Below are 25,910 nucleotides of genomic sequence, written 5' to 3' on the forward strand. Positions count from 1 at the left end.
CTCGCGCCGCAGGTCCAGCTCCGGTACGCCGCCCGAGGCGACCGCGTCCTCGCGCAGGGCCCACCCGGTGAGCAGGGCGGCCCGGCGCAGCGCCTCGGGCGGGGAGCCGGGGGCGGTCGCCTCGACGAGCCGGTCCCAGAGGTCGTCGCCGGGGCGGCCCGTCAGCCGGGTCCGCAGCGCGGTGGCGAGACCGGGTCCGCCGGCCCCCGTCCCCGTGGCCCGGCGTCCGTCGGCCCGGGCGCGGTCGGCGAGCGGCAGGTCGCAGGCGACCACCGGTACGCCGTGCCGGACGGCCCAGCGCACGGCGGCCAGTTCGGGCGAGAAGTCGGCGAACGGGTAGAAGGCCGGTCCCCCGTCGCCGCCCTCGGCGGGGGCGGCGGCGAGCGCCACCGGGGCCCGGGTCTCCTCGTGCCCCAGCCAGGCAAGCCACGGCTGCGTCTCCGCGGGCAGTTCGACGAGCAGCACCTCCGGCTCCGCCCCGTCCAGCAGCGCGGGCACGGCGGCGGCCAGGGAGGGCGCGTGGTGCCGTACGCCGACGAGGTAGGGCGCGGACGGGCCGGTGAGGGCGGCGAGCGCCTCCTCGGGCGAGGCGGGCGGGCCGTCCGGGGCGGCGGCCCCGTGGAACAGGGACACGGCCGTCAGCCCTCCAGCACCGTGCGCAGGTCCCACAGGGTGCGCCAGGTGGCGGAGCCCTGCTCGGCACGGCGCCGGACGGGACCGTCCCAGTAGCCGCGCAGCCGGGCGGCGTCGGCGGGGTCGTCCTTGCGGACCACGCCGAGCAGATGGCCGGGCAGCAGTCCGAGGACGTCGCGGTCGCCCGGGAAGTAGGCCGCCGCGAGGGCGAGCGCGCCGGCGACGGACACGGCCTCGGCGGTGCTCATCACCGTCGACGGCCGTTCCACCTCCCAGCCCTCCGCCGAGCGGCCCTCGCGCAGGTCCCGGAAGGCGGTGACCAGTGCCTCCAGCACGGCGTCGTCGACCTGGAACGGCGCCCCGGCGCGCTCCACGGACGCCCGCGCCCGGCCGCGCACCAGCGCGGTCTCGGCGTCGAGGTCGCCGATGGGGCCGACGGTCTCGAAGTTGAAGCGGCGCTTGAGGGCCGCGGACATCTCGGAGACGCCCTTGTCGCGGAGGTTGGCGGTGGCGATGAGGTTGAAACCGGGTGCCGCGTGCGCCAGCGCGTCCTCGGTGCCGGCCAGTTCGGGTACGGCGATGCGCCGTTCGGAGAGCAACGACACCAGTGCGTCCTGCACTTCGGGCAGGCAGCGGGTGACCTCCTCGACGCGGGCGATCGCGCCCCGGGACATGGCGGTCAGGACGGGGGACGGCACGAGCGCCTGCCGGGTGGGGCCCTGGGCCAGCAGCAGCGCGTAGTTCCAGCCGTACTTGAGCTGGTCCTCGGTGGTCCCGGCGGTGCCCTGCACCACCAGGCCGCTGGTGCCGCACACGGCGGCGGAGAGCAGCTCCGACAGCATCGACTTGGCGGTGCCGGGCTCGCCGACGAGCAGCAGGCCGCGCTCGCCGGCGAGGGTCACCACGCACCGCTCGACCAGTGCCCGGTCGCCGACGAACTTGTCCTCGATCACCAGGCGGTGCGGGACTCCGTCGGGTGCCCCGGCGCCGTCGGGGAGCTTCAGGGCCCGGCCGCCGCTGCCCAGGACGAACGTGACGACCGCGCGCGGGCTGAGCCGCCAGGCGGGCGGGCGCGGCCCGTCGTCGTACGCGGCGAGGAAGGCGAGTTCGGTGGCGTACCGGTCCTCGGGCGGGACGATCTGGCGGGCCGGGGAGGGGGACGGGGCGGTGGTCATCGGCGCGGGTTCTTCCGGGTGCGGGTGGACGGTGGTCATCGGCGGCGGCCCTTGCGGGTGGCGCGGGTGGTGAGTTCCTCGTAGGCGGGTGCGTCGCCGGCGCGGACGCGGTCCCAGGCGCGCGTGAACAGTTCGGGCACCGGCAGCAGGGGTACCGCGTGGGAGCGGTCGTGGACCGGGTAGAGGCCCCGCTTCCAGATCTCCACCGGCCGGGCCGGCGACTTCAGGTCGAGCCAGCCGCACGGCAGGAAGAGGGTGCGTCCGGCGCGGGCCCGCTTCGCCTCGACGACCAGGCCGGTGGCCGCCAGTTCGGCACGGGCCTTCTTGGCGCGGGCGGGCTTCCAGCCCGTCCAGCGGGCGCGGTTGCGGTCCGTCGGGTCGGGCAGGGCCAGCAGTTGCAGGTAGAGCGCCGCCGCGTCCTCGCCCAGGCCGTGGGTCCCGGCGACCTCGGCGACCAGGCCGGGCACGCTGAGGGCGGGGTCCTGGGCGTAGCCGGTGGGTCCCGCGGGGTCCGTTCCGGCCGCGAGGGCGCGGGCGAGTTCGTCGCCCAGGACGGTCCGCAGCGCCTGCACGCCGTCGCGCCGCCCGGATCCGACGATTCCCTCGATCAGTCCGAACAGGGGGTCGTCCACCGCGGTGAGGGCGCTGGTGCGGACCAGGACGGCCTCCTGGTCCCCGTACCAGGGGCGCAGCACCAGCGCCTCGCCGACGGGTGTCAGTCCGTGCGCGTCGGCGCCGCCGGTGGCGGGCAGTCCGTAGGCCTTGCGCAGCTCGGCCGCGGTCGACGTGCCCTTCTCGGTCCACTCCAGGCCGAGGTCGAGCAGCAGTGCGGGGTCCGCGACGCGGCGGCGCAGCGCGGCGAGGCCTGCGGGCAGGACGGCGCGCAGGGGGTGTCCGTACGGCAGGGAGTAGGCGAGCCCGGCCAGGGCGGCCACGGCGCGCGTCAGGTCGTACCGGCCGGGTACGGCCCCGGGGTCCTCCGCCACGAGGTTGCCGTTCTCGTCGGGCCGCTGCACGGTGGTGCGGCTGATCCAGGGGGTGCGGTGCGGGTTGAGCACCTCCTCGGCGGCGCCGGTGGGGAGCCCTGCCAGGGAGAGCTCCCCGGCGAGGTCCTCGGGCAGGCGCACGACCCCGTCGAGGCGCTCGGCCCACACGCGGCCCGCCGCGTCCGTGTCCGGTCCGGCGGTCCACAGGTCGGCGGGGTTCCCGGGGAGCAGCGCGCCGATCAGCGCCAGCCGGTCGCCGGGCTCCAGCGAGCCCAGCAGCGTGTCGCCGAGTTCCTTCTGGCGCGGCTTCAGGCCGGTGGCGGCGATCACCTCGTCGGTGAGCTGCGGCGGCTTCCCGGCGAGCAGCAGGGCCGCCTGCACCGGGCCCAGCCCGTCCCTCGTCGCGGCGGTCAGGGCGGCGGGCGCTTCCGGCTGCCAGGGCGCGGCGCCCTTGTCCCGGATCAGAGCGGTCACGGCGGCCAGCTCCTCCGCCGGGAACACCGGCGGGTGCGCGGTCTCCCGTTCCAGCGTGAAGTGCGCGACGGCGCCGAAGACACCGGCCGGATCGTGGTCCAGGGCCAGCCAGTCGACCCGTCCGGTGTGGTGGTCGACGTTCCGGCAGCCGAGGACGACGACGGTGCGGCCCTCCCGGCGCAGCACCTGGCCGACGCGCTCCTGCTTGTCGTGCGGCTCGCTCAGCACCACCTCGCGCAGCGCGCCCCCGGGTGCGGCCAGCGGGCCCTCCGTGATCGCCTCGAACAGCAGGAGCAGGGCCCGGCGGTGCGGCTCCGTCAGGGTGGGTGAGGCGGCGCGGTAGGCGAGCGGGCGCAGTGCGTCGAGCACGCAGGGCCACACCGCGCCGATACCGGGGACGGTGAACTCGTCGCTGCGCCACCCGTCGGCGGCCCCGGTGGACCGGGACGACGCGGGCAGGGGCCTGCCGTCGGCGGGCCTGCCGGACAGGACGTGGTTCACGGCACGGATCTGCCGCAGGGTGCTCCAGCTCTGTCCGCCGCCCCACCAGCCGTGCAGCTCGGCGAGGCCGGAGGTCGCCTCGCGCAGCGTCCGGTCGTCGCCGTCCTCGGGGCTGTGGTCGGCGAACATGCCCTCGGTGCGCCTGCGTTCCGTCCGGGGCCGCTCGGCCGGAGGCGTGACGAAGGTGGCGACGGACGCCGCCAGGCGCAGCACCGCGTGCACGAGGGCGGCGACACCGGTGAGCAGGTGCGGCTCGGTGAGGGCGGGCAGGACGCGGGAGACGGCCTCCCGCACCACCGTGTCGGCGGTGGGGACGGAGGGCTTGCCGGTGGTGCCCCCCGCACCGGCGGCCTGTGCGGAGGCGGCCGGGGCCGCCTCCGCGATCCTCGCCTGCCGCTCGGCCAGCGCCTGCGCGCCGGCGCGCAGCAGTTCCCCGGCCTGCTCGTCGCTCAGGGCCCGCAGGAGCGCCGAGGCGTTCTCGTCGCGCGGCCGCAGCGCGTGCCAGAAGTCGACCGGCGGCACGAGCCGCGTGCCGGCGGCGAACTCGCCGCCGCGCTCCAGCGGCGTCAGCCGGCCCAGTTCCCGCATGCCGGTGGTGTCGTCGGCCGTGTACAGGACGACCTGACGGTGGTGGGCGACGACCAGGGGCTCGACGCCGCCGGGCAGTCGCAGGGCGCCGACCGGGACGCCCGGTGTCCGTCCGGGCGCCGTCGGCAGGGTGACGGTCCGGCCGTCCGGCGTGCCGACGGTGGTGCGGGCCTCCTCGCCGTCGCCCTCGGTGCGCACCCAGCGGCCGAGGACCGTGCCGTCCGTGCCGAACGGGCTGTCCTCCAGGCCGGGCTGCAGGGGCAGTACGGCGCAGTGCTGCTGGAGCAGGGCGGCGCCGTCGCGGATGCCGGACCGCAGGAACGCGGGCAGCGAGGCACGCCCGTGCGTGCCGGTGGCCGGGTCGTACTCGAGCCACACCTGCCGCGTCCCCTGCCGTCCCTGGCGCCAGTACGAGGTGCCGTCCCCGAGGAGGCGGCGCGCGGGCGGCAGGACCGTGTCGCCGGCGTGCAGGGCGCGTCCGCCGGTGGCCCGTCCGCCGTCCGGCAGGGGGATCGAGGTCTCGCCGGCGTCGCCGCCGTACCAGTGCGGGAGCTTCTCGCCGCCCAGCGGGAACACCTCGGCCGGGCGGGCCGACCAGTAGCCGTACTGCTTGTCGCCCTGCCGCCACACCACCAGCAGTTCGCCGTCGGTGTAGCGGAACGACGGCCGCTGCCAGCGGTCCAGTTCGACGGGCAGCCGCAGGTCGTGCTCCAGCAGGACGTCCCGCGGTCCCACGACGATCACCTTGTGCCGGCGGGAGAGGATCAGGGCAGGCCAGGACTCGTGGACGGCGAGGGTGTCCTCGCCGCCGCGGCGGGTCCCGGCGTCGAGCCGGCGCAGCGCCTCGTCGAGGGCGGGCCAGCCCAGTTCGTCGGGGAGGCCGGCGCGCAGGGTGTTGCCGAGCAGTGGTGCGACGTCGAGCGCGGCGGTCCGGGCGACGGCCTCCGGGCTGATCCGTGCGGCGATCGCGCGGAACGGGCTCAGCCGTCCGAACGCCGCGCGGGCGGCCGCCAGACCGGCCGCGCCGTCCAGCTCGCCGGCGGCGTCGTCCAGCCACTCGCGGAGCACGTCGGCGAGCACGGGGTGGCCGGCGATTCCCTCCAACGTCCCCCGGCCGGTGCGCGGGCGGTGGTGGTCGTGGTGGTTGCCGACGGCGTCGCGGAGCATGCGGCGGCCGAGCCGGTCCGCCGCGACGGCCGTCAGGTCGCGCCGTCCGGACCGGGTGTCCTCCAGCCACCGGCCGAGGTCGAGGTGGACGTCCGTGCCGGTCCCGGGCCGGGCCAGCGGCACGTCCTGCGCCATGCAGAGGTCGAGCAGGTCGAGATCGGCGCCGGCGCGCCAGCGGCCGGTGAAGAGGTCGACGGGCCGGCCCTGGGCGCGCAGACGCGGAGCCATGCGCTCCACGAGCGCGAGGGTGGCCGGCGAACGGCCGCTGACCGTGCCGCCGTGCTTGCGGTGCAGGGCCCAGCGGCTGAGCCAGTCCGCCGCGTCGACCGCGTCCGCAGTCCCGTCCTCGCCCGTGAGCAGCCGGTCGGCGCCGGTCTCGGCGAGCAGCGTCAGCCAGGACTCGTCGTCCTCGGTGGAGCGGCCGAGACCGGCCGGCATGATCTCCAGCAGCCGGCCGCGCACGGCGGGCCGCTGTTCGGCGAGGACGACGAGCGTGGCCCGGTAGGTGTTCCAGAAGGAGGCGGGGGCGCGGACCGCCGCGGGCGACGCGATCAGGTCCGCGACCAGGGCGCACTCCTCGGTGACCCGGTGCAGGCCCGCGGCCTTGATCAGGACGCGGGCGTCCTGGGGCAGGGACGCGTAGGGCGGCATGCCGGCCGCGCAGCGTTCCACGGTGAGCTGCCGGAACTGCGCCCAGGCCTCGGCAGGGTCGAGCCGCGCCGCGAGCGCCCTCACGTGTTCCTTGAGCGCCTTGACCGTCAGCGCCCCGGCGAAGGCGAACTCCAGGAACACGGCCCGTTGCCGCTCCTCGTCCACGGTCAGCGCGTGCACCCGCTCCGCCTCGCGGGCCTTGCCGAAGAACGCCGCCGCGTAGGTGGTGTTCTCGTGCTGGAGGAAGACGCGGGCGGCCTGCTCGTAGAAGGTGGGCAGGAAGTGCGGCACGGCCCGGCCGAGCCGCTCGCCGAGCGCCTCGAAGCCCTCCTTCGCGGTGCCGGGGCGGGACTTGGCCTGCCGGGCGAGCCGCTCGACGTCCTTGACCAGCGCCAGCGCGTGGTGCCCGTTCGCCGGGTCGTTGACCAGCGCCCACGCGGGGAAGCCGAGGGTCTCCCGGCGCACCTGCCCCACCTCGCGGGTCTCCGGCTCGCGGACCAGTCCGAGGAAGTCCAGGGCGAGGTCCTCCGCCTCGCCCAGCGTGCCCGGCACCAGCCGCACGACCTTCCGTCCGTCCAGCGCGGTGTGCGTGTACGTGCGGACGGTGAGGACGTCGGCGTCCTCCCGGTCGGTGGTGCCCGGGGGCAGTACGGCGCCGGCGTCGAGCAGCGCGGCGGAGGTGGTCCCGTCGTACGTGAATCCGTCGTACGTCGTCATGCCGCACGCTCCTCGTCCTCGATGTCGCGTCCGGCGTACAGCGCGGCCGCCATGCGCATGCCCTCCGACCAGGCCACCGGCCCGACCAGGCCGAGCCTCAGCACCCGGCCGGCCGGGTCGGTGAAGACCAGGGGGCCGGTCTCCGTCTCCTCGTAGCCGTCGTAGTCACCGACCCACACGCGGGCCTCGACGGCGCGGCCGTCCTCCACGACGGAGCACACCGCGTGGCCGCCGCGCACGCGGTAGCCCAGCTGGGTCGCGCGACCGTGCAGGAACCTCAGCTCCTTGAAGGCTCCGCCCGCGTAGTCCTCGACGGAGGCGGCCTCGGCGTCGAGTGCCGCGGGCCGGTGCCAGACCTCTCGGAACAGCTGTGGGGCACGCTGCTCGACGCCGAGCTCGACGGCGAACTCCCGCAGCTCCTCCAGGTCGTCGAGGAGCACGGGGTGCGGCAGGCGGACCAGGCCGGGGGTGAGGCGGACGGTGTCGCCGTCGAGGTCGACCAGGCCGAGGCCGCGCTCGGGGTCGGCGTCCCGCAGGAATCCGGCCACCGCGCCGTCCTCGCCGGTGACCACCACGTCGCGGAGGGCGGCCCGCCAGGCGGGGTCCGGCCACACCCGCGCCAGCACCTCGAACGGCACCGGCAGCGAGCGCACCATCCACCGCTCCACGTCGGCCAGGCACTGCCGCTCGTGCCGCTCCAGCCACTCGGTGAGCCGGCGCAGCCCCACCACCGCGGGATCATCGGCGATCTTGGACGGCACGGACTTCAGCCGCCGTCCGGCCGCGTTGCGGCACACCACCCTGCCGTCGTCGAGGGCGACTTCGTAGCCGCCTGCCGACACCCACCCCATGCGTGCCTCCCGCACCCGCAGTGATCAAGTGACGGGAACACTAGATCAAGCCACTGACAACGGGGGTCCGGGCCGACGGCAGCGCTCCCGGGGTGCGCCCGGGCACCGGGAGCGGGGCCATCGGGGTGGTCACAGGCCGTGTCGGGCCGCCGCCCCGGGGCCGGCTGGCCATCCTGGACCGGTAGCGCGGCCCCTTCCGAGCGACAAGGAGCACGGCATGCCCATGGACCCGGTCGGACGGTTCCTCGCGGCCCTGGACCCCCACCACCGGGACGCCGTCGGCGACAGACCCCGCGAGGAGCAGGAACGGCTGGCGGCGGCCTGGGAACGGGAACTGGAGGCCGACACCGAACTCGACTCCCTCGACGAGTTGTCCCCGTCGGCGGCGGAGGCCGAGGCGGCCCGCCGCGTCCTGGAGCGCGAGCGCTGATCCGGCTCCGGCGGGGCCCGGTCGCCCGCGCCGAGGCCGGCCATGGACCGGGCCGGGCAGCGGTCGCCGCGGGCCGATCCCGGCGGCACCGGGCCGGCCGCCCGGCGGACCGCACCTCACCGGTCCCCCGTCAGCCCGCCCGACCCGCGGGCGGTCCGCCGTCGCCCGCGACATGACGGAGACAGGAGACGACGACCACGAAGGGCCAGAGGGACTGAAGGGTCGTCACCACCCGTTCGGCGACCCCCGCCATGCCCTGACGGTGCATCTCGACGAGGAACCACGCGGCACCGACGACCATCGAGGCGGTCGCCACGGACGAGACCGCCGGCCGCAGCGCCCAGGGAGCGGCACCGCCCCGGCCGGCGGCCAGCAGCGGCCACAGGGCCAGGAGCGCGAATCCGGCCGCGGCCGCCGCCCCGTGGCGCAGCGACCCCCCGCTGCTCGGCACCGGCAGCAGCGCCACCGCGAGCGCCGCGGCCCCTCCGCCGGCCAGCGCCACGCGTCCGGCCGTCGCCGCCGCCCGCAGCCCCCAGGCGGTGAGCAGGTGGCAGGCGCCCAGGGCGAGGAACACGGCGGTCATCACCCGGGACCCGGCGGCACCGTAGGCCGCCAGGACACTGATCGTCTGAGACGCGGGGTCGTAGGCGGGCCCCTCCAGCGACCCCGCGATCACCCAGCCCCCGGTCAGCAGGACGGGCGCACACCCCGAGGAGAAGAGAACCCATCTCGGTACGAGCAGCATCGGATCACCATAAGGGGTGCCCAACCCCTCGTCCGCGGACGTTTTGGAGATGAGGTGTGCCGGGCCCGGGCGTAGGGTGAGTGCCGTCGATCCGGTTCACGCGGAGGGATCACCCATGGGAACGGTCACCACCCCCGACGGCACGGCCATCTTCTACAAGGACTGGGGTCCGCGCGAGGGGCAGCCGATCGTCTTCCACCACGGGTGGCCGCTCAGCGCCGACGACTGGGACAGCCAGATGGTGTTCTTCCTCTCCCACGGCTACCGGGTGATCGCTCACGACCGGCGTGGTCACGGGCGCTCCGACCAGACCTCGACCGGCCACGAGATGGACACCTACGCCGCGGACGTGGCGGCGCTGACCGGCGCCCTCGATCTCCGCGGGGCCGTGCACGTCGGACACTCGACCGGCGGCGGCGAGGTCGCGCGGTACGTCGCGCGGGCCGAGCCGGGCCGGGTCGCGAAGGCGGTGCTGGTCGGCGCGGTCCCCCCGGTCATGGTCAAGTCCGACAGCAATCCCGGCGGTCTGCCGATCGAGGTCTTCGACGGGTTCCGCGCGGCCCTGGCCGCCAACCGCGCGCAGTTCTACATCGACGTGCCGTCGGGCCCGTTCTACGGGTTCAACCGGCCCGGCGCGGAGGTCTCCCAGGGCCTGATCGACAACTGGTGGCGCCAGGGCATGATGGGCGCGGCGAACGCCCACTACGAGTGCATCAAGGCGTTCTCCGAGACCGACTTCACCGAGGACCTCCGGAGGATCGACGTCCCGGTCCTCGTCGCGCACGGCACCGACGACCAGATCGTCCCCTACGAGGACTCCGCCCCGCTGGCGGTCAAGCTGCTCAAGAACGGCACCCTGAAGACCTACGAGGGGTACCCCCACGGCATGCTGTCGACCCGTCCGGACGTCCTCAACCGCGACATCCTGGAGTTCATCGCGGCGTAGGCGTGGTCCGGTCGTCCGCCCGGCGCACGGCCGTCGCGCACGGACGGCGTTCACGTCCCCGCAGGCACCGGCCGGCGCAGGAGGTAGCCGGCCGCGGCGACGACGAGGGCTCCCATGCAGGCGATGAACACCAGTCCCGCGCCTTCCAGGCCCATCGGGCCGGTCAGCAGCCCGACACCGATGACCGGCACCGAGATGCCGAGGTACGCCACCACGAAGAGCGTCGAGATCACCGCCGCACGCCGGTCCGAGGGGGACGCCCCGCTCACCGCGGACAGCGCACCGCGGAACGCGAGCCCCTGGCCGAATCCTCCGGTGACCGCGCTGAGCACCACCAGCGCCAGCAGGTCCCGGTGCAGCGCGGCCGCGAGCAGCGCCAGCCCGACGAGGAGTCCGGCGCACCCCAGCGGCAGCGACCTGACCGGGCCGGTCCGGCCGGCGGCCGGCTGCCCGCCGGTCGAGGCGAAGAAGGCCAGCGCCACCACCAGCCCGCTCACGGCGTGACCGGTGACGTCCAGGGATCGCGCGAGGAAGGCCGGGCTGACGGAGGTGAACACGCCGAACAGCGCGAAACCCACGAAGGAGGCGGTCGCCGCCGGGCCGAACACCGGTCGCACCCGCGCCGGCACCCCCGGCCGCTGCGGCCGTACGGTCCTCAGCGGGCGGCGCTCCGCCACGGTCTCCGGGAGCCGCAGCAGGACGGCGGTCGAGCAGGCCACCAGGGCGAGGTGCACGGCGAACGGCAGGTACAGCGGCCAGGGCGCGTACTGGGCGAGGAGGCCGGCGAGCAGCGGGCCGCAGCCGAGACCGCCCATGTTGACGGCGGTGGCGACGAACGTGGCCCGGGACGTTCCGCCGGGCGGCGCCGACTCCATGACGTAGGCCGTGGCCGCGCCGGTGAACAGTCCGGCGGAGAGCCCCGACAGCAGCCGCCCGGCGTACAGCCAGCCCGGGGCGGTGGCGCACAGGAAGCAGACGGCGCTCGCGGCCGCGCAGCCCAGGCCCCACAGCAGCACCGGCCGCCTGCCCACGGCGTCCGAGGCGTTGCCGGCCAGCAGCAGCACCCCGATGACCGCGAAGGCGTACACCGCGTACACGACGGTGACCGTCAGCTCGGAGAAGCCGAACTTCTCCTGGTACAGGGGGTAGAGCGGGGTCGGCAGCGTGGTGCCGGTCATGCACACCGCGAACACCGCACCGCCGAGCAGACACACCCGCCATCCGCGGCGATCACCGGCCATGCCCCGACGCTAACGCCTCAGCCGGCCGGGGTCCCCTCCGGCACGCCACCGGGGGTCACCGACCGCCCGGACCGGACGTCGCCACCGACTTCGCGACGTGCCGCCGGAGGGGACCGGCGGGGTCATCGGCGCCGGGCCGTCCCGGCCACGCCCCGTTCACGCCTTGTCAGCGTCCCGGAACAACGTGTATAACGTTGTAAAAATTGGACCCGGCGGCTCGGCGCACGGCTCATGGTGACGGCACGCACCCACACCGACCCACCGGGTCGGACCGCTCACGAAGGGATTGCCGTGCGGGTCAGCCTCAAGGACGTCGCCGCGCACGCGGGGGTCTCCATCAAGACCGTCTCCAACGTGGTGAACAACTACCGGCACGTCACCCCGGCCATGCGCGAGCGTGTGCAGCGGTCCATCGACACGCTCGGCTACCGGCCCAACCTCGCCGCCAGGCATCTGAGGAAGGGACGTACGGGCATCATCGCGCTCGCCCTGCCCGAGCTCGGGAACCCCTACTTCGCCGAACTGGCCGCCTCCGTCATCGACGCCGCGTCCGAGCACGACTACATCGTGCTGCTCGACCACACCGGGGGCATGCGCGAGCAGGAGCTGCTGGTGAGCCAGGGCTTCCGGGCCCGGGTCATCGACGGACTCATCCTCAGCCCCATCGAGCTGGAGGCCGAGGACCTGCGCGGCCGCGCCCAGGACGTGCCGCTGGTGCTGCTCGGCGAGCGGGACTACGACCTGCCGTACGACCACATCGCCATCGACAACGTGGCCGCCGCACGCGCCGCCGTCCGGCACCTGATCGGCCTGGGACGCCGGGAGGTGGCGTTCATCGGGGCCCGGCGCGGACGCAGCGAGCCGGCGCAACTGCGGGTGCGCGGCTGGCGCGAGGAGCTCACCGCGGCCGGGCTGTCGCCCGACGAGGGGCTCGTCGCCGCCACCGACGGCTGGGGACACGCCGACGGAGCGCTGGCCATGGATCACATCCTGGACAGCGGCCGGCGGCCCGACGCGGTGTTCGCCTACAACGACCCGATGGCGATCGGGGCGATGCGGGTGCTGCACGAACGGGGTCTGCGGGTACCGGAGGACATCGCCGTCGTCGGCTTCGACGACGTGATCGAGGGACGTTTCGGGGCGGTCACGCTCACCTCCGTGTCGCCGGACAAGGCCGCCATCGGCCGGCTGGCGGTGGAGTCGGTGCTCGCCCGCCTCGACGACCGGGCGCCGCAGCCGCGCCGCATCCGGGCGGGCCACCGACTCGTCGAACGGGAGAGCACGCTGGGGCGTCCCGCGGCGGGGAAGCCGACGCACGCCTGAGACGCCGGGCGCGTGCCCCTCCGGGGCGCTGCCGACGCGTTCGGGCGGCGTCACGGCGGCCGGGGCGCCACTGTGCGGCGGCTCTTCCCGGCGGCGGTCCGGGAGGAGGGGGCGCGCGCCGTGGCGCCCGCCCCCTCCTCGCCGTGGGGTTACGGCTTCTCCACCTCGTAGAGGGCGGTCACCTCCTCGGCGGTGAGCACCTTGTCGTAGGCGTGGACCTCGTCCACGGATCCGTTCCAGAAGTCGGTGTCGTCACCGTTCCACTGAGCGCGGCCGACCGCGAGGGACCCGGAGCCGACGTAGTCGGGACCGCCCGTGACGGTCGCCGCCTCCCTGCCGTCGACGTAGAGCGTGATCCGGTTGGTGGCGTCGTCCCGCACGCCGACCAGGTGGTACCAGCGGCCCGGTTCGGGCCGGGTCTCCAGGCGCGCCCGCTTGCCGTCGGGGGTGCTGAAGGCGAACGCGCCCTGCCCGTACTGCAGGTAGAACGGGCTCGCCTGGCGCCGTCCGTCCTGGCTGACGGCGGTGGCGTAGTTGCCCGGCAGCGCGTCGAGGGTGACCCAGGCGGAGACCGTGTAGCTGCCGGTGGTGTCGAGCACCGGCCCGTCGGTCTCGGCGAACTGGTTTTGCCCGTCGAACTTCAGCGCGCCGCCGCTCACCCCGGTGGTCCAGGTGGCGCCCTCGGTGAGGTTCAGCGCCTTGCCGTTCGGGCCGTCGTCCTTCGCGGTGGTGCCGGTGCCCTCGTCGAGGGACCAGTGGCCGCCGCCCTCGAGCCGTGCCCGCTGGCCCGCCGCGGCGCCGGCCGCGAGCACCTTCAGGTTGACCTCGCGCACCCGCGCCGGGTCGACCTTGATCTCCCTGCGGTCGTAGGTGTAGAGGCCGTTGAGCTCGTTCTCCAGGTCGGTGATCTGCGTGTACACCGAGCCGGACAGCTCGGCGCCGGCCTGGTCGAGGTAGAACTTCTCGGTGTTCTCCACGTACCTGCGGGTCAGCGCCTCCTTGCTGTCCACGCCGCTGTAGATGACGGTCGGCGGGCCGGGCCACATGTGCCCCGGGGTGCGCAGGGTGAACCCGCCGTGCTCGCCGTCCATGGCCGCGCGGTGGTCCGGGAAGGGCGGGTCCTCGTTGGTGTAGTCGTGGTGGTCGATGATGTCGCCCCTGCCCGAGTCACCCTTGCTGTTGCAGCAGTTGACACCGCTGTGGGCGTTGACGACGCGGGAGGGGTCGGCGGCCTTCACGGCGTCGGCCAGCTTGCCGGTCTCCTCGCGGCTCCACTCGCCCCAGCCCTCGTTGAAGACGATCCAGCCGATGACGGCGGGTGAGTTGTGGTGCTGGCGCATCATCTCCCGGCCCTGGTCGACGAAGGCCTTCCGGCCGGTCTCCTGGGTGATGTCGCCGGACACGAAGTCCTGCCAGACCAGCAGGCCGAGCCGGTCCGCGTGGTAGAACCACCGGGGCGACTCCACCTTGATGTGCTTGCGGACCGCGTTGAAGCCGAGCCGCTTGTGCGCCTTCAGGTCGAACGCCAGGGCGTCGTCGCTGGGAGCGGTGTAGAGCCCGTCGGGCCAGAAGCCCTGGTCCAGGGTGGCGAGGGAGAAGACGGGCTTGCCGTTGAGGACGAGCTTCCTGTAGCCGCCCACGTCCTCGATGCCGATCTTCCGCATGCCGAAGTAGCTTTCGACGGTGTCGGTGGACCTGCCGTCCTTCAGCGTGATGTCGAGGTCGTACAGGTAGGGGTCGTCCGGGCTCCACAGGCGCTGGCCGGCCACCGGCAGCCGCAGTTGCCCGTCGGCCGGCCCGGTCACCCTGCCGACGACCTTGCCGCGGTGGTCGCGGGCCACCGCCTCGACGCGCGCCTCGTCGGACGCGCCGGCGGACCCGACGGTCACCGCCAGGGTCCCGGTGTCGATGTCGGGCGTGGTGACGACGTTGTCAATGGACGTCGCGGCGACCGGCTCCATCCACACGGTCTGCCAGATGCCGGAGGACTGGGTGTACCAGATGCCGCCGGGGCGGGTGGACTGCTTGCCCAGCGGCTGGTCGGCGCCGCCGGTGTCGGTGACCGCGACGACGATCTCCTGGGGGCCCTCGCTCCTGAGCGCGTCGGTGATGTCGGCGCTGAAGGCGTCGTAGCCGCCGGTGTGCTCGGCGACCTTGCGGCCGTTCACCCAGACGCGGGCCCGGTAGTCGACGGCGCCGAAGTTCAGCTTGAGCCGGTCCTTGCCGCTCTTGCCCACCTTCCAGTTCTTCGGCACGTCCACGAGCTTGCGGTAGAACATGTGGTCCTCGTGCCGCTCGATCCCGGAGAGCTGCGACTCGACCGGGAACGGCACGATGATCTTCTCGTCGAGGTTCTCGCCGAAGACGGGCTCCTGGCCCGCCTTCGCGGCGCTGAACTGCCAGGGTCCGTTGAGGTTCTTCCACCGCGCGCGCACCTGCTGGGGACGCGGGTACTCCGGCAGCGGGTCGTTCCTGTCCACCTTGTCGCCCCACGGTGTGGTGAGGCGGTGGGTGGAGACGTTCTCGGCGTAGCGGGCGATCCGGGGGACGGTCTCGCCGCCGGCCTCGAGGCCGCCCTCGCCGTCGTAGACGACCCGGACCGCCTGGTCCTTCTGGATCGCCTCGGAGAGGGTGACCACGAGGGAGGTGCGGTCGCCGGGGACGGCCTTCACCGACTCGACCGGCATGGCGGTGGTGTCGGCCTCCACCTTCAGGTGCTCCGCCACCCCCGCGAGGTTACTCACCCGGCCGTCGAAACGGGCCCGCAGCTTTCGTCCGTCCTGTCCCACGGTCAGTTCGACCGGGTAGACCTCGAAGTCGGCGGGCGGGGTGAACGCCGTCATCGGCACGAGCTGCTTGGCGAGCGTCGGCGTCGACCAGCGCAGGTACATGTTCGACCCGCCGAAGTCCTGGAACATCTCCAGGCGGAAGTCGTAGGACGTGCCCGCGGTCAGCCTGACCGGGGCACCGGTCTGCTCGCGGTCCCAGTCGGGCTCCCAGTGGTCGATGACCGGCTCGCCGTCGACGAACAGCCGAAAGCCGTTGTCGCCGATGGCGTGGAAGGTGTAGTCGTCGGTCTTCGGGACCTCGATCCGGCCTGTCCAGCGGGCGGTGGTGTGCTCCGTCCGCCCGGTGAGCTCCTCGAACGTGCCGGTCAGACCGGCGAAGTTGATCTGCGGCTCGAGCTGGGCGCCGCCGAGCTCGGCGAAGTCCCGGGCGCCCGGCGCCGACATGCGGAAGTACTCGCCCTTCAGCCCGTGCACCTTCACGTCGGCGTCCGCGGCCCGGGCGGCAAACGCGCCGTCGGCAGCCGGTGCCGCGGCCGTCGCGGCGGGCGCCAGGGCGCCCGTGGACAGGAGCAGGGCCGTCACGCTCAGCACGGCCCACCATCTGGATTTCGGGCGGGTGAGTTGTCTGGTCATCGAACCCTTCCTCGCGCTGGGGGGGGCATGGGCCACGGCGGAACGAGGGCGGCCGTCGGCTCCGCCGGGAGTTCTTCCAACGTTGGAAATCCGGTGTGCAGCGGAATGACAACACGGGGTGCGACGACTGTCCAGGCTTTGCGCAGAGATGGCTGACCGTCAACACGGGCCGCCACGAAGGGAGATGGCCTCCGCCCGGCGGCCGGCAGGAGCGACCGGTGCGCCGCCCGCCCCGGGTGGGCCGGGGCGGGCGGCGCACGCCCGCTCAGCTCCTGGCGTCGGCGAACGGACCGCCGGCCGCGAAGGCGTGGGCGGCGAAGCGTTCACCGATCCGGCGGTGGGCGGCCGCGTCCGGGTGCAGCCGGTCGGGCAGCGGGAGTTCGGCGTGGTCCGCCTCGCCGTAGAGGGCGCGGCCGTCGAGGTGGTGCAGGTTCGGGTCGTCCGCCGCCCGCGCCGCCACGAGGCGCTCGAGCTCGTCGCGGACGACGTTCAGCGTCAGCTTGCCCTCGGCCCGCTCCTCGGGATCGCCGGCGGCGGTGAACAGCAGCCGTCCCTCGTCGAGGTGGCTGAGGTCGAAGGCCGTGGGACCGGGTGTGTCCTCGTGGATGGGGCACAGGATCGGCGAGACGACCAGCAGCGGGGTCTCGGGGTGGCCGTCCCGGATGGTGTCCAGGAAGCCGTGGACGGCCGGGGCGAAGGCCCGCAGCCGCATCAGGTCGGTGTTGACGAGGTTGATGCCGATCTTGACGCTGATCAGGTCGGCCGGCGTGTCGCGCAGGGTCCGGGCGACGAACGGGTCGAGCAGGGCGCTGCCGCCGAAGCCGAGGTTGACCAGTTCCACACCGCCCGCCGCCGCCGCGAGCGCGGGCCAGGTGGTGGTGGGGCTCGCCGCGTCGGAGCCGTGGCTGATGGAGCTGCCGTGGTGCAGCCAGGTCCGGCGGCCGGAGGCGGGCGCCGGCTCCACCGGGGCGTCGGTGCGCAGGGCGACGAGTTCGGTGAGCTCGTTGTGCGGCAGCCAGATCTCCACGGTCTTGTCGGCGTCGGACAGTCCGGCGAACCGGACGGTGCCCGCGGGTCCGGCGTTGAGCTCGGCGTTCCCGGTGCTCATGTCGATGGTCACCGTGTTGCCGCCGGTCGCGGACGCCCGACCGGCCGGCCGTCCGTCGACGACCAGGTCGTAGAGGCCGTCCGGGCGGGGCGGGGCGCCCACGTAGACGCGCTTGGTGGGCAGCGTGCCGAGCTCGACGACGGTCGCCCGGGTGCGGAAGACCAGGCGTACGCCGGAGGGCTGGGACTCCGCCATGGCGAGCTGTCCGTCGGCGCACTGGGCGCGCGCCCGGGCGGGCAGACGGTGCGGCAGGAGGCCGTTCGCCGTCTGCTCCAGCTCGAGGGCGCCGCGCACGAGGTCCGCGGTGATGGGGGTGGTGATCCGGGCGAGGGGTGCGGAGGGCATGTCTGGGTCCGTCCGTCGGGGGTACGGGTGGGGCGGGGACGGGCCGTCAGGGCGCGGGCGGCCAATGGCGCAGGAGGGCGTCGAGTGCGTCGAGGACGCGGGTCCAGGTCTCCTGTGTGTCGGGGGCGCTGTGGCTGAACCCGCCGCCCATCTCGAGGCTGATGTAGCCGTGGAAGACACTGCCCAGCAGGCGCACCGCGTGGGTCCGGTCCGGTTCCGTCAGGTCGTAGCCGCGCAGGAGGGCCCGGGTCATCTGCGCGTGCCGTACGCCCGCACTGGCCGCGGCCGCCTCCGGGCCGAGCCGGAACTGGGCCGCCGCGTAGCGTCCCGGATGCTCCCGCGCGTAGTCGCGGTAGACGTTCGCCAGCGCGGTCAGGGCGTCCTTGCCGGCCCGGCCGGCCAGGGCGTCGGCGGCGCGGTCGGCGAGTTCCTCCAGGGCGAGCAGCGCGATCCGCGTCCTGAGGTCCTGGGAGTTCTTCACGTGGGAGTACAGACTCGCCACCTTGACGTCGAAGCGCCGGGCGAGCTCCGAGACGGTCACCCGGTCGAAGCCGACCTCGTCGGCGAGTTCGGCCCCCGCCCGGGTCAGGCGTTCGGCGGTGAGTCCTACGCGGGCTGCCATGACCATCCTCATACTCGGCTAAATCGATTATGCATGTGCCTAATGCCTTTAGGCAAACAGGTGGCGCCCGTGATCACCGGCGGACCCCGCTGTCAGTGGTGGGCGGCAGGATGCGGCGCATGACAACACCTGCAGCAGTGATCGTGGACTCCGCCGCCTACGCGCAGGCGGTCGGGGACGCCGTGCGCGCGGCCGCCGCCTATTACGAGGGCGGTACCTCGCCGCTGGACGACGACGCGTACGACCGGCTGGTGCGCGGGATCGCCGACTGGGAGGCGGAGCATCCCGACGGGATACTGCCCGACTCCCCCACCGGGAAGGTCGCCGGTGGCGCGGTGGAGGGCGACGTGCCGCACACGGTGCCGATGCTCAGTCTGGACAACGTGTTCTCCGCGGAGGAGTTCACCGCCTGGACCGCGTCCCTCGCGCGCCGTACCGGCCGTGGGGCGACGCGCTTCAGCGTGGGTCCGAAGCTGGACGGGCTCGCGATCGCCGCCCGGTACCGCGACGGCCGCCTCACCCGGCTGATCACCCGCGGGGACGGGACGGCCGGGGAGGACGTCTCGCACGCGATCGGCACCGTCGAGGGGCTGCCCGAGAAGCTGGACGAGCCGGTCACCGTGGAGGTGCGCGGCGAAGTCCTCATGACGGCCGCCCAGTTCGCGCACGCCAACGAGGTGCGCACCTCGCACGGCGGGCAGCCGTTCGCCAACCCGCGCAACGCGGCCGCGGGCACGCTGCGGGCGAAGGAGCGCCTCTACACGGTTCCGATGACGTTCTTCGGCTACGGTCTGCTGCCACTGCCCGACACCGACCCCGTCCTCGCCGAGAAGCTGAACGAGCTCGCGCACAGCGAACTGATGGCGCTGGCCGACGGCCTCGGGGTGCACACCAGCGCCCGGACCGCCGTCCCGGACGTCGTCGCCGAGACCGCCGAGGAGGTCCTGGACCGGGTGAAGGAGATCGCCGCGGTCCGCGCCGAGCTGCCGTTCGGCATCGACGGGATCGTCGTCAAGGCCGACCTCGCCGAGGACCGGCGGGCCGCGGGCTCCGGCTCCCGCGCGCCGCGCTGGGCGATCGCCTACAAGCTGCCGGCCGTGGAGAAGATCACCCGGCTGCTGGAGGTGGAGTGGAACGTCGGCCGTACGGGCATCATCGCCCCGCGCGGCGTCCTCGAACCGGTCGTCATCGACGGCTCCACCATCACCTACGCCACCCTGCACAACCCGGCCGACATCACCCGCCGCGACCTGCGCCTGGGCGACCACGTCATGGTCCACCGGGCGGGCGACGTCATCCCCCGCATCGAGGCGCCGGTGGCCCATCTGCGGACGGGTGAGGAGCGGCCGATCGAGTTCCCGGCGCAGTGTCCGCGCTGCGGTTCGGACATCGACACCGGTGAGGAGCGCTGGCGGTGCGCGCAGGGCCGCAACTGCCACCTGGTGGCGTCCCTCGCCTACGCGGCGGGCCGCGACCAGCTCGACATCGAGGGTCTGGGCGTCACCCGCGTGGTGCAGCTCGTCGAGGCGGGCCTGGTGGCCGATCTCGCCGACCTCTTCACCCTGCGGCGCGAGCAGTTGCTCACCCTGGAGCGGATGGGCGAGACCAGCACCGACAACCTGCTCGTCGCGCTCGCCAAGGCCAAGGGGCAGCCGCTGTCGCGGGTGCTGTGCGCGCTGGGCGTGCGGGGCACGGGGAGGTCCATGTCCCGGCGCATCGCCCGTCACTTCGCCACCATGGACCACATCCGCGCGGCCGACGCCGACGCCATGCAGCGGGTCGACGGCATCGGGGCGGAGAAGGCGCCGTCGATCGTCGCGGAGCTGGCCGAACTGGCGCCGCTCATCGACAAGCTCGCCGCCGTCGGCGTCAACATGACGGAGCCCGGGGCCACTCCGCCGCCGCCCGCCGGGGCCGAGGACGACGCCCCGGCCGAGGGCGGCCCGCTGGCCGGGATGACGGTGGTGGTCACCGGCGCGATGACCGGGAAGCTGGAGAAGCTCTCCCGCAACGAGATGAACGAACTCGTCGAGCGGGCCGGCGGGCGCTCCTCCTCCGGCGTCTCCAAGAAGACCACCCTCGTGGTCGCGGGCGAGGGGGCCGGTTCCAAGCGCGCGAAGGCCGAACAGCTCGGCATCCGTCTCGCCACCCCCGAGGAGTTCGCCGCCCTGGTCGCCGAACTCCTCGACTGAGCCGGCCGCCGGGGCCCGTGCCCGCCCGTCAGGGGGCGCAGGCCCCGGCGACGGACAGCCTGTCCTCGTAGAGGTGGTGCCGGGTGATCCGGCCGCCCTCCACGGTGAGGCGCAGGGCGACGGGCCCCGGAAGGACCGGCCCGTCGCCCGTACCGTCCCCGGCACGTGCCCCGTCAGGACCGCGTCCCTCCCGTCGACGAGGAGGGTGCCGACGCGGGCGCGCGCGTCCTCGGGCACGGTGTGCTCCGTCGACTCCGTGAGCCGGGCCGCGCATTCGGCGGCGGTGGACCGCGGGCGGTTCCACGCAACGGCGGGGTTGCCGGCGACGACCGCATCCTGCGCCGGGACGGGGCCACCGGCACGGTCGGCGTCTTCCGCACCCCGGCCGGTCACAGCGACGGCGACACCGTCGACCGGCAGGGCCGCCCGGTCGCCTGCGAGCAGGGCGACCGCCGGGTGACCCGCACCGAACCGGACGGCACCGTGACCGTCCTCGCCGACCGGTACGACGACAAGCGGCTCAACAGCCCGAACGACTCCGTCATACGCTCCGACGGCATGATCTGGTTCTCCGACCCGGACTTCGGCATCACCAGCGACTACGAGGGCCATCGCACCGAGCCGGGGATCGGCGCGTGCAACCTGTACCGGAGCGACCCGCTGTCGGGGGACGTCCACCTCGCCGCGGACGGGTTCGAGGGCCCCAGCGGGGTCGTCCCGTCCCCCGACGGGAGCCGGCTGTACGTCTCCGGCTCCCGGGCCGCCCGGATCCACGCGTACGACATCCGCGAGGACGGCCCCTCGGCCCTCGGCGAGGTCTTCGCCGAGGGCCGAGGCGGGGTCCGCTTCGACACCATCCGCTTCGACGACGAGGGCCGTCTGCGGGCCGCCGCCCTCGACGACGGCGTGCACCGCCACGACCCCGACGGCACCCTCATCGGGAAGCTGCTCGTGCCCGAGCCCGTCCCCGACAGCGTCTTCGGCGGACCGAAGAACAACCGCCTGTTCATCCCCGCCGCCGACCTCCCCGTACTCCCTGGTGACGCCGGTGACCGGGGCTCCGCGCCTCTGAACGGGCGGTACGGGAACCCCATGCGTCGCACAGGCATCGACGGTCGGCGTTTCGGCCACTCGGGCCCGCGCACGGACCCCCACCGCCCAAGGACCGGTGCTTCTCCCACCCCCGGGCACCGCGCCCCCGCGCGGAATCCGCTTCGTCCGAAACACCTGTGTTCGATATCGCTCCCTGCCTCGTTGAGTCCCGTGCCGTCGTCCTCGCGCCATCGACCAGGCAGGGAGAAATGCCCTTGACCCACAAGAGCAGCCGCGCCGTCCCACCCCCGCCGCCCGCCGAGATCACCTACTCCGGCCACTACTCCGTCAACCCGCTCGGTCAGGTCGGCTTCCGCTCCCTGTGTTCCCAACTCCCCTCCGTACTGCGCCGGATCACCGCCATGGCGTGGCGGACCGACCGTCGGGCCGTGGTCCTGCTCCTCACCTGTCAGCTGGTCACGGGTGTGTCGGCGGCGGTGCTGCTGGCGGCCACGGCCCGGGCGATGGGCCCGCTCCTCGGCACGGGAACGGTCGCGGACCGCCTGCGCGAGGCGCTCGGGGCACTCGTCGTCGTCGCGGCGGCGAGCGCCGTCACCCGCGCGTCGGAGGCCCTGGCCATGTACGCCGAACGGCGGATCACGCCCCGGCTGACCACGGAGACCGACTCGACGCTGGTCGAGGCCGTCTGCCGGGTGGAGGCCGAGGCCTACGCGACGGACGGCTTCTCCGACCGCCAGGAAGCGGCCGAGATGGGCGTGATGCGCACGCACGTCATGGTCATGGACGCCCAGCGCTTCATGGCCGCGCTGATCAGGATGGTCACGGCCGGCGGCGTCCTGTCCGTGCTCAACCCCCTGATGCTGCCGCTGCTCCTGCTGGCCGTGGCCCCGGCCGGCGTGGGGGCCGTCCTCACCGCGCGCGTCGACTACGAGATCCACTACGCGAACGTCGCGGACCGCAACGTACGCGGGATGACCCGCTGGTGGGCGACCACGCCGAAGTACGCGGACGAGGTCCGCGCCAACGGCATGACCGACTACCTCCTGTACTGGTACCGCGCCCTGTCGGAGCGGGTCGACCGGCGCTCCCTGGCCGCCGCTCCCCGGACCCTGCGCATCGCACTGGTGTCCTCCGTCGCCGGTGGGGCGTTCCTGGCCGCGACCTGGGGGATGCTCGCCTGGCTGGCCGTCACCGGTCGGATCGCGCCGGCCGTCGCCGCCACGGCCGTCGTCGCGGTCCAGACGACCCTGGCGGCCCTGTCCCAGGTCGTCGTCAACGGCGCCGCGGTGTTCCACACCAGCCTGTACCTCAGCGACATGCAGGCGTTCTTCGACGACGCCGCCGCGCGGGCGCCCCAGCGGGGCCCGGAGGCCGTCCGGGCGCCGGTGGAGGAGATCCGGCTGGACGAGGTCACCTACCGGTACCCCGGCAAGGACAAGCCCGCCGTCGACGGCGTCTCGCTGACCCTGCGGCGGGGGGAGATCCTCGCCGTCGTCGGTGTGAACGGCTCCGGCAAGAGCACCCTGACCCGGCTGATCACCGGCATCTACCTCGCGGACAAGGGCCGGGTCACCTGGGACGGCACCGACCTCGCCCACGCCGATCCGGCCACGGTGTGGACGTGCACCGGCCTGGTGCCGCAGATCTTCGCCCAGTGGCCGCTGCGGGTGCGGGAGAACGTGACGCTGGGGCAGCCGAGGAGCCTCGACGACCAGGAGGTGTGGGAGGCCGTCGAGGCGGTCGGGATGCGGGAGGCCGTCGAGGACCTGCCCGCCCGTCTGGACACCCTGCTGGCCCGTGAGATCTTCGGCGGTGCCGAACTCTCCGGCGGCCAGTGGCAGCGCCTGGCCTGCTCCAGGGCCCTGTACCGCCGCCCGCCCCTGCTGATCCTGGACGAGCCCACCTCCCAGATGGATCCGCGCGGCGAACACGGCATCTTCGAGAGGATCAAGGCGATCTCCGGCGACCGCATCACCATCGTCGTCACGCACCGCCTGGAGAACACGAGGATCGCCGACCACATCGTCGTCATGGAGCGGGGCCGGATCACCGAGCAGGGCACCTACGACGACCTGGTCCATGCCGCCGGTACCTTCGCCGACCTCCTGCACCTGTCCCAGGACCGCTGAGACCGGACACGCGCACGGCCTACGGCGTCGGCCGGGCTGCACGGGTCCCGAGGCGGCGCCGCCCGGGAGGGCCCGGCCGTGCACCGCGGCGATTGCCGCCCGGAGCCGGTACGGGCCGAGCGGCGTGCGGACCGGCGCGGCCGTGACCGCGGGGACGCCGTCGCGCACCCGTGCGGGCCCCGGCATCCGTTCCGTGTTCCGTCGTGACGCCCGCACGTGAGTGACGGGGCGATGGCGGTTACCCGGCACGGGTGGCCGAGGAAGGGAGCGAGCCGTGCGATTCCGAAGCCGGGCGCATGCCGGACAGGAGCTGGCCGTCAGGATGCTGGAGTGGGCGAGCAGCGGCGATCTCGCGAATGTGACCGTACTGGCGCTGCCGTGCGGTGGCGTCCCGGTCGGGGCGGAAATCGCCCGGGCGATGCAGGTGCCCCTGGACGTCCTGGTGGTCCGCAGGATCGGGGTTCCCGGGTCTCCCGGGGTGAGTGTCGGGGCGATCGCCGGTGACGATCCCCCGGTCTTCGACCGTACGGGGCTGAGGGCCATGGGCCTCTCGGAGGACAGGCTCGGTGCCGAGGTGGCCCGGGCACGGGTCGAGCTGCACCGGCGGGAGGGTGTCTACCGGGGCGGGCGTCCGGCCCCGGACATCAGCGGTCACAGCATCGTGGTCGTGGACGACGGGCTGGTCACGGGGGTCACCGCCCGCGCGGCGCTGCGGCACCTTCGGCGCGGCGGTCCGCTGCGGCTGACGCTGGCGGTGCCGGTGTGCGGTCACGGGACCGCCGCGGCGCTGCGGGACGAGGCCGACGACGTGGTCTGCCTGTACCAGCCGCGGCGGCTGCGGTCGGTCGGCGAGTGGTACGAGGACTTCCACCGGGTCACCGACCAGGAGGTACTGGACGCCCTGCGGGAACTGCATCCGGCCTAGGCGTCCCCCGACCGGCGGGGGTCAGCGGGTTCGCGACCAGCGATCCGGGTCCTTCCCCCGCCGGGCGACGGCGACATGGGTGCGGGCGGTGCCGGGGGCGTGGCCCGGGACGCGTCATACGCCCGGAGACATCAGGTCGTGCCGCTCGCGGTAGTGGACGTATCGATGCGGGCCCCCTAGCGTCCCTCGTATGACAGAGCGACGTGCGGTCCTCAGCGGCTCGACGTTCGAGGAGCAGATCGGCTACGCCCGCGCCGTGATCCACGGGAACGCGGTGCACGTGTCCGGGACGACCGGTTTCGACTACACCACCATGACGATCTCCGACGACGTGGTGGAGCAGGCCGAGCAGTGTCTGCGCACCATCGGGGCCGCGCTGGCCGAGGCGGGGTGCACCTTCGCCGACGTGGTGCGGGTGCGCTACATCCTGCCCGACCGGGCCGACTTCGAGCCCTGCTGGCCGGTCCTGCGCCGCTGTTTCGGCGAGGTCCGGCCGGCCGCCACCATGCTCGTGTGCGGTCTCGCCGATCCCCGTATGAAGATCGAGATAGAGGTGTACGCGCAGCGACCGGAGCGGTGACGGCAGGGCCCGTCGTCCCGTGCCGTCAGCCCTCGGCCGGGGTGAGCACCACGAAGTCCGCGCCGAAGGGGTCCAGGCAGACGGCGAGGCGGCCGACGCCCTGCGCGTCCTGCGGCCCCATCCGGACGGTGCCGCCGCCGCCGGTGGTCCGGGCGACCGCGGCGTCGCAGTCGGCGACGGCGAAGACGGGGTGCCAGTACGGCCGCCCGCCCGCCGGGGCGAGGTCCTCCTCGCCGACCTCCAGCAGGCCGCCGTGCATCCGCTCCTCGGGCAGTCCGGCCGGGGTGATCAGGGTGTACGTGCCCCCGCCGCCCGGCATCTCCGTGTCGCTGTACCGCCAGCCGAGGACACCGCCGTAGAACTCCTTGGCGGCCGCCGCGTCACTGGTGTACAACTCGGTCCAGCACAGTGACCCCGGCTCGTCCACCAGGTCGACGCCCTTGCTCTCCCCTGGCTGCCAGACGGCGAACTGGCCGCCCAGCGGATCGCTGTACTGCGCCATCCGGCCCCACTGCTCGATGTCCATCGGCGGTACCCGCACGGTGCCCCCGGCACGTTCGACGGCCCCGGTCGTCGCGTCCGCGTCGGCGACGGTGTAGTAGATCATCCAGGCCGGACGGGCGCCTTCCTCGGTGAGCCTGCCGAGCCCGGCGACCATCCTGCCGTCCTTGCGGAACATGCCGCCCTCCACGTCCTCCCCGTCCCCCATGGGCTCGTAGTCCCAGCCGAGGACCGCGCCGTAGAAGGCGGCGGCGGCAGGGACGTCGGGGGTGCCGAGGTCGAGCATGCAGGGCGAGCCGGGGGCGAAGTCAGTGGTGATCACCGCGGTGTCCTTTCGCTGGTTCCCTTTGGCCTCAGCGTGCCACCGGGTACCGGCCCCCGCCCTCCGGCTTCGCCGTCCGGGCGTTCCCGGGGGCTCACTCCCCATGGCGCCGCCGTGGGGAGCAGGGGGCCAGGGCCCGGAGCTCCTTGCCGCAGGGGCTGAGGGCCACCGGGGCGGGGCGCGGCGTGCCGTCGACGCCGCTGCAGGCGTCGGCCGTCAGGGTGACGCCGTCGCGCCCCGCCGTGAACAGCCTGCCCCCGGCGTTCCGGGCCCGGAGGCGCGC

General features: G+C 74.1%; 18 protein-coding genes and 2 pseudogenes. 8 read left to right on the forward strand and 12 right to left on the reverse strand.

Annotated features, from left to right (window positions below):
- From ABTY20_RS29645 to ABTY20_RS29660, 4 genes are all read right to left on the reverse strand, one after another.
- The coding region (locus ABTY20_RS29645; RefSeq protein ID WP_352000206.1) for a DUF5682 family protein at nt 1–633 on the reverse strand (633 nt) is incomplete at its 3' end.
- Between the two features lie 5 nt (nt 634–638).
- Nucleotides 639–1,808 carry an ATP-binding protein gene (locus ABTY20_RS29650; protein WP_352000232.1) on the reverse strand — a complete coding sequence of 390 codons (1,170 nt, stop codon included), beginning with the start codon at nt 1,806–1,808 and terminating at the stop codon, nt 639–641.
- A 35-nt stretch (nt 1,809–1,843) separates the two neighbouring features.
- Nucleotides 1,844–6,892, reverse strand: coding sequence for a hypothetical protein (locus ABTY20_RS29655; RefSeq protein ID WP_352000208.1), 5,049 nt, complete (start codon nt 6,890–6,892; stop codon nt 1,844–1,846).
- Entirely contained in the window at nt 6,889–7,743 is an 855-nt protein-coding gene (locus ABTY20_RS29660) for a DUF4132 domain-containing protein (RefSeq protein ID WP_352000210.1), read from the reverse strand. Before ABTY20_RS29660 ends, ABTY20_RS29655 begins: the two co-directional genes overlap by 4 nt.
- A gap of 217 nt (nt 7,744–7,960) precedes the next feature.
- On the opposite strand from ABTY20_RS29660, the gene ABTY20_RS29665 reads away from it, so the two are divergent.
- Nucleotides 7,961–8,173 carry a hypothetical protein gene (locus tag ABTY20_RS29665; protein ID WP_352000212.1) on the forward strand — a complete coding sequence of 71 codons (213 nt, stop codon included), beginning with the start codon at nt 7,961–7,963 and terminating at the stop codon, nt 8,171–8,173.
- Nucleotides 8,174–8,303: 130 nt separating this feature from the next.
- Here the strand turns inward: ABTY20_RS29665 and ABTY20_RS29670 are convergent, their stop codons facing one another.
- On the reverse strand, nt 8,304–8,918 hold the full coding sequence (locus ABTY20_RS29670; RefSeq protein WP_352000214.1) for a DUF998 domain-containing protein: 615 nt from the start codon (nt 8,916–8,918) through the stop codon (nt 8,304–8,306).
- A gap of 115 nt (nt 8,919–9,033) precedes the next feature.
- Here ABTY20_RS29670 and ABTY20_RS29675 point away from each other — a divergent pair, with 115 nt between their 5' ends.
- Nucleotides 9,034–9,864: an alpha/beta fold hydrolase gene (locus ABTY20_RS29675; protein WP_352000216.1), complete on the forward strand. Its 831-nt coding sequence runs from the start codon at nt 9,034–9,036 to the stop codon at nt 9,862–9,864.
- 50 nt (nt 9,865–9,914) lie between these two features.
- Here the strand turns inward: ABTY20_RS29675 and ABTY20_RS29680 are convergent, their stop codons facing one another.
- On the reverse strand, nt 9,915–11,105 hold the full coding sequence (locus ABTY20_RS29680; RefSeq protein ID WP_352000218.1) for an MFS transporter: 1,191 nt from the start codon (nt 11,103–11,105) through the stop codon (nt 9,915–9,917).
- 291 nt (nt 11,106–11,396) lie between these two features.
- Between ABTY20_RS29680 and ABTY20_RS29685 the strand changes: the two genes are divergently transcribed.
- On the forward strand, nt 11,397–12,428 hold the full coding sequence (locus ABTY20_RS29685) for a LacI family DNA-binding transcriptional regulator (protein ID WP_352000219.1): 1,032 nt from the start codon (nt 11,397–11,399) through the stop codon (nt 12,426–12,428).
- Between the two features lie 149 nt (nt 12,429–12,577).
- Here the strand turns inward: ABTY20_RS29685 and ABTY20_RS29690 are convergent, their stop codons facing one another.
- The 3 genes from ABTY20_RS29690 to ABTY20_RS29700 form a co-directional block, all read right to left on the reverse strand.
- Nucleotides 12,578–15,850 (reverse strand): LamG-like jellyroll fold domain-containing protein, encoded by a 3,273-nt coding sequence (locus tag ABTY20_RS29690; protein ID WP_352000221.1) that lies wholly within the window; start codon nt 15,848–15,850, stop codon nt 12,578–12,580.
- 265 nt (nt 15,851–16,115) lie between these two features.
- On the reverse strand, nt 16,116–17,303 hold the full coding sequence (locus ABTY20_RS29695) for a GDSL-type esterase/lipase family protein (protein ID WP_352000223.1): 1,188 nt from the start codon (nt 17,301–17,303) through the stop codon (nt 16,116–16,118).
- Nucleotides 17,304–17,349: 46 nt separating this feature from the next.
- Complete coding sequence (locus tag ABTY20_RS29700) at nt 17,350–17,925, reverse strand: TetR/AcrR family transcriptional regulator (RefSeq protein WP_352000225.1); 576 nt, start codon at nt 17,923–17,925, stop codon at nt 17,350–17,352.
- 119 nt (nt 17,926–18,044) lie between these two features.
- Here ABTY20_RS29700 and ligA point away from each other — a divergent pair, with 119 nt between their 5' ends.
- Nucleotides 18,045–20,117 (forward strand): NAD-dependent DNA ligase LigA, encoded by a 2,073-nt coding sequence (ligA, locus tag ABTY20_RS29705; RefSeq protein ID WP_352000226.1) that lies wholly within the window; start codon nt 18,045–18,047, stop codon nt 20,115–20,117.
- 28 nt (nt 20,118–20,145) lie between these two features.
- Here the strand turns inward: ligA and ABTY20_RS29710 are convergent.
- A pseudogene (locus tag ABTY20_RS29710) lies at nt 20,146–20,510 on the reverse strand (nuclear transport factor 2 family protein).
- On the opposite strand from ABTY20_RS29710, the pseudogene ABTY20_RS29715 reads away from it, so the two are divergent.
- The 4 genes and pseudogenes from ABTY20_RS29715 to ABTY20_RS29730 all read left to right on the forward strand — a co-directional run.
- Nucleotides 20,442–21,189: pseudogene (locus ABTY20_RS29715) on the forward strand (SMP-30/gluconolactonase/LRE family protein); the annotation flags it as partial. The pseudogenes ABTY20_RS29710 and ABTY20_RS29715 overlap by 69 nt on opposite strands.
- 229 nt (nt 21,190–21,418) lie before the next feature.
- On the forward strand, nt 21,419–23,299 hold the full coding sequence (locus ABTY20_RS29720) for an ATP-binding cassette domain-containing protein (RefSeq protein ID WP_352000227.1): 1,881 nt from the start codon (nt 21,419–21,421) through the stop codon (nt 23,297–23,299).
- Nucleotides 23,300–23,573: 274 nt separating this feature from the next.
- Nucleotides 23,574–24,224 carry a phosphoribosyltransferase gene (locus ABTY20_RS29725; RefSeq protein WP_352000228.1) on the forward strand — a complete coding sequence of 217 codons (651 nt, stop codon included), beginning with the start codon at nt 23,574–23,576 and terminating at the stop codon, nt 24,222–24,224.
- Between the two features lie 190 nt (nt 24,225–24,414).
- Nucleotides 24,415–24,804, forward strand: coding sequence for a RidA family protein (locus ABTY20_RS29730; RefSeq protein ID WP_352000229.1), 390 nt, complete (start codon nt 24,415–24,417; stop codon nt 24,802–24,804).
- Nucleotides 24,805–24,829: 25 nt separating this feature from the next.
- Here ABTY20_RS29730 and ABTY20_RS29735 read toward each other — a convergent pair whose 3' ends face one another.
- Both ABTY20_RS29735 and ABTY20_RS29740 read right to left on the reverse strand, forming a co-directional pair.
- Nucleotides 24,830–25,627 (reverse strand): VOC family protein, encoded by a 798-nt coding sequence (locus tag ABTY20_RS29735; RefSeq protein WP_352000230.1) that lies wholly within the window; start codon nt 25,625–25,627, stop codon nt 24,830–24,832.
- 94 nt (nt 25,628–25,721) lie between these two features.
- A partial coding sequence (locus ABTY20_RS29740) for a hypothetical protein (RefSeq protein ID WP_352000231.1) occupies nt 25,722–25,910 on the reverse strand: 189 nt, incomplete at its 5' end.

Source organism: Streptomyces sp. NPDC126497 (assembly GCF_040302425.1).
In the GTDB taxonomy this organism is placed as follows: domain Bacteria; phylum Actinomycetota; class Actinomycetes; order Streptomycetales; family Streptomycetaceae; genus Streptomyces.